The sequence below is a fragment of the Rhizobium sp. CNPSo 3670 genome, assembly GCF_057784555.1.
The window spans coordinates 124923-131556 of sequence record NZ_JBXSOL010000016.1 but is presented as its reverse complement, the minus strand read 5'-3'; the positions used below and the strand labels follow the sequence as shown (position 1 = coordinate 131556).

7 protein-coding genes are annotated in these 6634 nt (G+C 60.8%); 2 read left to right on the top strand and 5 right to left on the bottom strand.

All coding sequences use genetic code 11. The features are described from left to right. Nucleotides 1-746: 746 nt before the first annotated feature. The 3 genes from AC13QO_RS18455 to AC13QO_RS18445 all read right to left on the bottom strand — a co-directional run bounded on the left by AC13QO_RS18455 (nucleotide 747) and on the right by AC13QO_RS18445 (nucleotide 2499). Nucleotides 747-1235, bottom strand: a complete 489-nt coding sequence (locus AC13QO_RS18455) for an Lrp/AsnC family transcriptional regulator (RefSeq protein WP_097599945.1) — start codon at nucleotides 1233-1235, stop codon at nucleotides 747-749. Nucleotides 1236-1304: 69 nt separating this feature from the next. Beyond that, nucleotides 1305-1937: a uracil-DNA glycosylase family protein gene (locus AC13QO_RS18450; protein WP_488541465.1), complete on the bottom strand. Its 633-nt coding sequence runs from the start codon at nucleotides 1935-1937 to the stop codon at nucleotides 1305-1307. A gap of 4 nt (nucleotides 1938-1941) precedes the next feature. Then, the gene (locus AC13QO_RS18445) at nucleotides 1942-2499 is read right to left on the bottom strand and encodes a thermonuclease family protein (RefSeq protein ID WP_488541464.1); all 558 of its coding nucleotides are present in this window, start codon (nucleotides 2497-2499) and stop codon (nucleotides 1942-1944) included. 106 nt (nucleotides 2500-2605) lie between these two features. Between AC13QO_RS18445 and AC13QO_RS18440 the strand changes: the two genes are divergently transcribed. Continuing rightward, nucleotides 2606-4141 carry a sensor histidine kinase gene (locus tag AC13QO_RS18440; protein ID WP_183704324.1) on the top strand — a complete coding sequence of 512 codons (1536 nt, stop codon included), beginning with the start codon at nucleotides 2606-2608 and terminating at the stop codon, nucleotides 4139-4141. A 15-nt stretch (nucleotides 4142-4156) separates the two neighbouring features. On the opposite strand, the gene AC13QO_RS18435 is transcribed toward AC13QO_RS18440, so the two are convergent. Together AC13QO_RS18435 and cobT are read right to left on the bottom strand one after the other, a co-directional pair. Further along, a complete protein-coding gene (locus tag AC13QO_RS18435; RefSeq protein WP_488541463.1) occupies nucleotides 4157-4546 on the bottom strand; it encodes a diacylglycerol kinase in 390 nt (129 codons plus the stop codon). A 136-nt stretch (nucleotides 4547-4682) separates the two neighbouring features. Next, the gene (gene cobT, locus AC13QO_RS18430; protein WP_488541462.1) at nucleotides 4683-5699 is read right to left on the bottom strand and encodes a nicotinate-nucleotide--dimethylbenzimidazole phosphoribosyltransferase; all 1017 of its coding nucleotides are present in this window, start codon (nucleotides 5697-5699) and stop codon (nucleotides 4683-4685) included. A 136-nt stretch (nucleotides 5700-5835) separates the two neighbouring features. Here cobT and AC13QO_RS18425 point away from each other — a divergent pair, with 136 nt between their 5' ends. Then, the gene (locus AC13QO_RS18425; protein ID WP_488541461.1) at nucleotides 5836-6618 is read left to right on the top strand and encodes an adenosylcobinamide-GDP ribazoletransferase; all 783 of its coding nucleotides are present in this window, start codon (nucleotides 5836-5838) and stop codon (nucleotides 6616-6618) included. The last annotated feature ends 16 nt before the right edge of the window (nucleotides 6619-6634 follow it).

Below are 6634 nucleotides of genomic sequence, written 5' to 3'. Positions count from 1 at the left end.
AAGAACCGGCGTCGATGCAGCAAATGCTGCTGCTGAGGCGAGCAAAACCATTCTGATGTTCATTTACCAATCCATTCCTTTGTCGATCGGGGCTGACGTCTCATCGGGTAGTCAATTTGAAGCCGGCCCAGTTTGAACAGCCATCTCGGCGTGCGGATCGATCGAACCGCCGAACCGTCATCACACAGAAGGCGCATTCAAGCAATTCTCGATATATCTGAGAGGGGTTCACTGGAGCAACTTTCGCCAGCAACGTGATTTTTATACAACAATTCAAATAATTAGATGACAAACGCACAAAACGGCCCCGCAATGGAAACCTCCATCGCAAGCCGCAAACGCTATGCCGCATTCTCAAATCTCCATCGTTCGACCCCGCCGAACACAATGGTGAAGCACATAAACTCTACCGCCAACTAATGAACCTATACAAGGTAGCGGTGTAGAAAATGGTGTTCTGATTTCGACACCAACGAGTCAAAATGATGACAGGATGCTCATTGATGCCACACATCATAGCCGTGCAATCGTTACCAGGCTATATATTTTTCTAGCATTTTGGTGAAACTGAAGCTTTTTTTCGCGATTTTTCCCGCTAACTTTTGCCGCTAGAGCCACATTCTTCGAAAGCCGCTTCCAGGCGCCGCATTCCTGCGTGCGGGCGAATCGCCTCAGAGACCCGGAGGCGAACCCCACGCGGTATATGCGACTGCCGGCCAGCGGTCCGTCGCAACCTATTGGCGACTTCAATCTTCGTTGGATTTGGCGTTCTCAAGAATCATGTAGTCGAGCGGAAGCTGCGTCGAATACTTGATCTGCTCCATCGCAAAGGCGGAGGAGACGTCGCGAATCTCGATCTTGGCGATCATCCGCTTATAAAAGGCGTCGTAGGCGGCGATATCGGGCACGACAACTCGCAGGAGATAGTCGACATCACCGCTCATCCGGTAGAATTCGACCACTTCGGGGAATTCGGCGACTACCTCGGAAAAGCGGCGCAACCACTCGATCGAATGGGTGGCCGTACGAATCGATACGAAAACCGTGACCTTGGTGTTGACCTTCTCCGGATCGAGGATGGCGACCCGACGCCTGATGACGCCATCTTCCTCCATTTTCTGAATGCGTCGCCAGCAGGGCGTCGTCGAAAGCCCCACCTTCTTGGCGAGGTCAGCGACGGCAAGGGTCGAATCTTCTTGCAGCAGACGCAGTATTTTTCGGTCGAGGCGGTCCATGCGCACGTCAGTCCTTTCGAATTATTTTCTTTGTATAACCCGATTCCGCGCGAGGAAAAGAATTTTGTTTCAGGAAAGCAGCATTTTCACCCGCTCCTGCAACACAGGAAGCAATTCTTGCTCGAACCAGGAATTGCGTTTCAGCCAGCCGCTGTTGCGCCAACTCGGATGCGGCAGCGGCAGCACCGCCGGCGACCGGCCGGACACGAGGCTGTCACGCCAAGCCCGCACGGTCTCCGTCATATTGCCTCCTCTCTCGTCAGCCATATGCCAAGCCTGCGCATATTGGCCGACGGCCAGCACCAGCTCGATCTGCGGCATTGCCGCGATCGCCCTTTGCCGCCAGACCGGAGCGCATTCGCGGCGGGGCGGCAGGTCCGCGCCCTTGTCGTCGTAGCCAGGAAAGCAGAAGCCCATCGGCACGATGGCGAATCGGCTGCGGTCGTAAAAGCTTGCTCTGTCGACGCCGAGCCATGACCGCAGCCGGTCGCCCGATGCATCGTCAAACGGCAGACCGCTCTCATGCACCCGAAGGCCGGGCGCCTGCCCCGCGATCAGGATGCGTGCACGCGAAGAGATCACCGCCACCGGCCGCGGCTCGTGCGGCAGTCGGTGCTGAGGTCCGCTTGCCGGGGCGTCGCGACAGACGCGACAGGCGGCAATTTCCCGCCGCAGAGTTTCCAGCTTGGCTTCATCAGTCATCACCTTACTCCCATCCGACGATCCGCCTGATGAAGCGCAGCGCGTCGCCGTAACCGGATTCGTGACGGGCATGATCGCGCACATCGCGCGGCCGCTCGAAAGTCCCGGCCCACAGCCCCGCCTTCGCCCCCCTCGCCTCGGCCTCCTCCTTACCGTAGCCACCATAGGAAACGGCCATGCCTCGGCGCACCATGCCGGCATTGATGTCGCCGCCCGTCCCGCTTCGGCAGACGACAAGCAGCCTATAGTAGCGGTCGCGCCGATCGCCCTGGCAAAGCGTTTCCGATGCCAGAACCATCTCCTGCAACAACTCCCGCGCCACGCGCCCGCAAGCCCAGGCCTTTCCCGCCCGTTCACAGCTTTGGTTGAGCTCCGGCGCGTCAATGCCTTCGAGGCGGAAGCGCTCCCCGCCCAATGTCAGACTGTCGCCATCGGCAGCATGAAAGGCGCCTGCACGCTTGATTGTTGCTCGATCGTTGATCTTGGCGGCAATCAGCGCCAGGAGCACCAGCAGGGAAAAAGCGGTCACGCCGTCACGAATCAGGCGCAGGCCACGTGTCACGCTTTCGCCTCCTTAAAAAACAAATCCTTGGCAAAGATGGCAAACATCTTCTTAAGAATTGCCGGTTAAGCTCTTATCCACCCAGGGGTGAAGTTTCAACGTGCACATGAGTACCGGCGTAAGCACATCGACCGACAAAATTATCGTCGACAGGTCGCGCAGCCACCGCAACAAGGCCGTTTCAAAGGCTGTGCGGCAGACGCGCGAGCGCCTGCAGTCCGGTCATGCGTCCAATTCCGCCTTCGACCGTGACGTACTCAAGATGTATATAGCGTCGATGATGCAGGGCGCGACGATCATGCCGCTCTTCGTCGTCATCATCACCGCCCTCGGCGTCTATTTCACTCAAGATACCCAATTGCTCTTCTGGGCGCTTCTGACGCTCACCTGTCACACCGGCAACATCCTGCTCGCCCGGCGCGCGCGCCGACAGGAGATCACCTCCGAGAGCGCCCGCAAATGGCGCCGCCTGCTGCTCGCAGGCCAATTCCTGGTCGGCTGCTGCTGGGCCGTCTTTGCGCTGCAGGGGTGCGACACCTGCGAGCCGTCGAGCTTCATTCTCTACAAGGGCGCAACATTGCTCATTGCGCTTTCCGTCACCGCGATGTCGAACTTCATGCTGACGCCAGCCGTGCTGGTGGCCTTCGCGCCGACGGTCCTGGCGCTTGGCGCCAAGAGCGGCCTGTCACGCGACCTCCTCGAAATCAGCCTGACTGGGCTCTTCACCACCACGCTCGTCTTCTTCAACTACATCAGCGACCGGCTCTTCAAATCGAACCTCAGGATTCTCTCCTACCAGTCGGAGAAGGACGACCTGATCGCCGAGCTGGAAGTGGCGAAATCGATGTCTGATGAGGCGCGCCGCCGCGCCGAAGAGGCAAACCTCGCCAAGTCCCGCTTCCTTGCCTCGATGTCTCACGAACTCAGGACGCCGCTCAACGCCATTCTCGGCTTCTCCGAAGTGATGTCGGCCGAAGTCATGGGACCACTCGCCAATCCGACCTACAAGGAATATGCCGGCGATATCCATCGCTCCGGCCAGCATCTGCTCGATCTCATCAACGAGATCCTCGACCTGTCGCGCATCGAAGCCGGCAAATACGAGCTGAGCGAGGAGGCGATCTCGCTGCTCGATATCACTGAGGATTGCATCGGCATGGTCCAGCTGCGCGCCCGCGCCAAGAACATTGCCATTTCGGATCAATTCGAGCGGCAGCTGCCGGCCATCTGGGCCGACGAGAAGTCGATGCGCCAGGTCGTGCTCAACCTCCTCTCCAATGCCGTCAAATTCACGCCGCAGGGCGGCGAGATCCACGTCAAGGTCGGCTGGACGGCCGGCGGCGGACAATACATCTCGATCAAGGACAACGGCCCCGGCATTCCTGAAGAAGAGATTCCCGTCGTCCTGTCGGCCTTCGGCCAGGGCTCGATCGCCATCAAGAGCGCCGAACAGGGCACCGGACTCGGCCTGCCAATTGTCCAGGCGATCCTTGCCAAGCACGACGGACAGTTCCTGCTGAAATCGAAGCTGCGTGAAGGCACCGAGGTCATTGCCATCCTGCCCGCCAAGCGTGTGCTCCAGAGCCTGCCGGCCGTCGAGGAGGCTCAGGCGGTCGCGCGCAAGCGCAAGAGCTTTGCCTGATCGAGCTCGCGCATGTCACGCCGAGCCGAAGAACAGGTGCTTGCCGATGACGAAGCCGAGATAGAGACAGCAGGCGGCGATCATGCAGGTCACCGCGAAGGAGCCGAGATCCTTGGCATGTTTACCGACGATCGAAATCTCCGGCGAAATCCGGTCGATCACCTCTTCGACGGCGGTATTCATGGCTTCCATCGAAAAAAGCCCGAAAAACAACAGCACTGCGACGACGATCTCGCCAATGGTCGCCCCCACCAGCGCCAGTGCTGCCATCGAAATCACGAAGAAACCGAGCTCCTGGCGAAAGGCCGCTTCTTTCAGCACGCGCAGGAAGCCCGCCCAGGAATAGCTGGCGGCGGCGATGAAATGCCGAAACCCGGTCTCTTTCGTCACCGCAGGCTTCGTCAAGACATGCTCTCCTCTTCCCGTTGCGCCACCGGGGAAAAGCCCCGCCGTCTCCCTTATTGGCCAGCGAATAGGCAATAGCGAATCCACCGGGGCGGCGCAAGCAAAGCCCGGTGGGTCGACTGCGCCGACCGCAGCCTCAATGTTTGTTGCTCACACCGGCCTGAGTGAAGGTCGCCATGCCGGAATGACAGGCAGCCGCCGCCTTGACGATGCCGGCGGCGAGCGCCGCCCCGGTGCCTTCGCCGAGCCGCATGCCGAGCGCCAGAAGCGGCGTCTTGCCGAGCATCTCGATCGCACGCAGATGGCCGGGTTCGCTCGAGACGTGGCCAATAAGGCAATGATCGAGCGCGGAGGGATTGGCTGCTTTCAGGATCGCCGCTGCGGCGGTCGCCACATAGCCGTCGATCAGCACCGGAATACGCTCCATCCGGGCGGCGAGGATGGCGCCGGCCATCGCCGCGATTTCGCGGCCGCCAAGCCGGCGCATGATCTCCAATGGATCGTCGAGATGGTCGTTATGCAGCGCTACCGCTTTTTCCACCGCGGCGATCTTGCGCTCCAGCATCTCCCCTTCCGAGCCGGTGCCGGGTCCTACCCAGTCACGCGCCGAACCGCCATAGAGCGCGTAGTTGATCGCGGCCGCAATCGTTGTATTGCCGATGCCCATCTCGCCGATGCAGAGCAAATCGGTACCGCCGGCGATCGCTTCCATGCCGAAAGCCATGGTCGCGGCGCAGTCACGCTCGGAAAGAGCGGCTTCCTCGGTGATGTCGCCGGTGGGATAATCCAGCGCCAGATCGAAAACCTTCAGCCCGAGATCGTAGGCGACACAGATCTGGTTGATCGCAGCTCCACCGGCTGCAAAATTCTCAACCATCTGCTGCGTCACCGCGGGCGGAAAGGGTGTGATGCCCTGTCTGGTGACACCGTGATTGCCGGCGAAGATCGCCACCAGCGGCCGGTTGACGGCCGGTTGACGGCCCGTCCAGGCGGCAAGCCAGAAAGCAATCTCCTCGAGCCGTCCGAGCGCGCCCGGCGGCTTGGTCAGCTGCGCGTCGCGTTCGCGTGCGGCCACCTGCGCGCGGGCATCCGGCCCCGGCAGGTCCCGGAGCAGGGTACGGAAATCGTCGAAAGGCAGGCCTGAAACGCTCATCGGTGCGTATTCCTATGAATGGCTATTCTTGTTTTTTTGACGCAAATCAGCTTCTTTGCGGTGGCTCTCTCTTAAAGCCGGCGGGCGAAGCGAACAACACCTAAAGCGCCGTAGCCCTCCGGCAGAACGAAACAGAATGAAGATCAAGGACTATGCGGTCGACACCGCCCGCGCCGTCGCCTTTCTTAGCCGCCTTCCGATGCCGCCAGCGCTGTTCGAAGGCTATGACGGAAGGCTCGGCCGCCTGGTGCGCGCCTTTCCCCTCGCCGGTCTTGTCATCGGCTTCGTCCCGGCGCTCGCCCTCCTCCTTCTTTCAGGCCTGCGCGCCGATCCCCTGATGGCGGCCCTGCTTGCGCTCTCGATCCAGGCTCTTGCCACCGGCGCGCTGCACGAAGATGGCTTGGCCGATACGGCCGACGGCATCGGCGGAGGCAAGAACCGCGAACAAAGCCTCATCATCATGAAGGACAGCCGGATCGGCACCTATGGCGCGATAGCGCTAATCCTCTCCTTCGCGATCCGTGCGGCCGCACTCGCCGCCATTGTCCGCCAGTCCTCACCGCTCGCTGCAGCGCTTGCCGTTGCCGCCGTCGCAGCACTCAGCCGTGGCGCTATCGCCTGGCATTGGCAACGGCTGCCGGCCGCGAAGGCCGATGGCGTGGCCGCATCGACCGGCCAGCCGAATGAGGCGGCGATGCATTTTGCGCTCGTCTCGGCCGGACTACTCGCAGCACTTCTGATCTGGCCAGCATTCGGCCTACGGCCGCTCGTCGCCAGTCTCCTCGCCGCCGGCGTTGCCGGATTTGCCTTCACGACTCTCATCCGCCGTAAGCTTGCCGGCCACACCGGCGACACGCTGGGCGCGACGCAGCAGATTTGCGAAATCGCCACTCTTTGCGCCCTTGCCACGACTCTTTGAAACTCCGATATATCAG